General features: G+C 63.8%; 2 protein-coding genes. One reads left to right on the plus strand and one right to left on the minus strand.

Going from position 1 to position 1,234, the window contains the following annotated elements; genetic code table 11:
- Positions 1–127: 127 nt before the first annotated feature.
- Positions 128–739, minus strand: coding sequence for a histidine phosphatase family protein (locus tag EOA36_RS35705; RefSeq protein WP_127281258.1), 612 nt, complete (start codon positions 737–739; stop codon positions 128–130).
- Between the two features lie 129 nt (positions 740–868).
- Between EOA36_RS35705 and EOA36_RS35710 the strand changes: the two genes are divergently transcribed.
- Positions 869–1,234, plus strand: a 366-nt coding sequence (locus EOA36_RS35710) for an aminotransferase class I/II-fold pyridoxal phosphate-dependent enzyme (RefSeq protein ID WP_127281259.1), incomplete at its 3' end; no start/stop codon positions are given.

Genomic DNA, 1,234 nt, shown 5'->3' on the forward strand with positions numbered 1-1,234 from the left:
GTCCTATGATGTCAAAGCGTGGCATCGACGGTTTCATGCCCTGTTTACGGAGCATGTGGGGACTTTAATCCCGCTGGCGCCATTTTTTCTTCGCTGGAGGATATGTCGGCGGCTGCCCTCACCTCGCTCAGTTGTCGTAGGCGCCCTCTGGTCCAAAGTGTTTTGCCGGTTTGGGAAGCGTTACGCCGCAGGCGCGGAGCATCCACCTGTGGCCATCGCTGCGAAAATCCGTGATGCTCAGCGGCTCGACGTCGATCTTCCAACTGGCGGCAAGCGGCGCGCCGAGAACATGCAGGATCGCGGCGCGGATGACGCTGGCATGCGTTACTGCGATCGTGTGACCACGTTCGGCGATCAATCGATCCATCAATCCAGCCGCCCTTTGGGCAACCTCGGCCAGCGATTCGCCACCATGCGGGGCCGCATTCGGATCCGTGCGCCAGGCGCCGATCTCGTCGGGCTGTCGCGCCTCCACCTCGTCAAGGCTCTTGCCTGCCCATCGTCCGTAGTTCTGGTCCGCCAGCGTCGGATCGACAGATGCATCCAGCGATAGCGCCTGCGCGGTCTGACGGGCGCGAAGCGCCGGCGCTGTCCACACACGGTCGGCGCGACGCAGCGTCCCGCGCATCGCGTTTGCCAATGTCAGCGATCGTGGCTCCAGCGGTTCATCCGAAGGAAACGATCCTTTCCGGGTCGCCGCCGTGGCGCCGGCGCAGATCATGGTCAGACGGACGAGCATGGAGCATGCTTTCTCTGAAGTGGGTGGAAGCTGTACCAACAGTGCCGCCTTTCATGCCGGCGCACCGAAACCGCTGGTGAAACGTAGCCAATTTGCGTATCACTCCGCCGCGCCAACGGAACCATAATGATGTTCGAAGACCTGCAGCCAGCTCCCGCCGACAAGATTCTTGCGCTGATCGGCCTCTATCGCGCCGATCCACGCCCTGGCAAGGTCGACCTCGGCGTCGGCGTCTACAAGGATCGCGACGGCAAGACGCCGGTCATGCGCGCCGTGCGCGAGGCCGAGAAGCGGTTGCTGCAGGGACAGGATACCAAGACCTATCTCGGCCTTGCGGGCGATACCACTTTCAACACGGTGATGGCCAAGCTCGCCTTCGGTCCGGGTGCCGACCTGTCGCGTATCCGGGCAGCACAGGCGCCTGGCGGCTCCGGCGCGCTGCGGCTGGTGGCGGAACTGCTCAAGCGCACACGGTCGGACGCGACGGTCTGGGTC

This window comes from Mesorhizobium sp. M8A.F.Ca.ET.021.01.1.1, assembly GCF_003998025.1.
Lineage (GTDB): Bacteria > Pseudomonadota > Alphaproteobacteria > Rhizobiales > Rhizobiaceae > Mesorhizobium.

Excerpts from the sequence above, each read along its gene's own strand:
- EOA36_RS35705 (WP_127281258.1), bottom strand. The coding sequence starts at position 739 with ATGCTCGTCCGTCTGACCATGATCTGCGCCGGCGCCACGGCGGCGACC.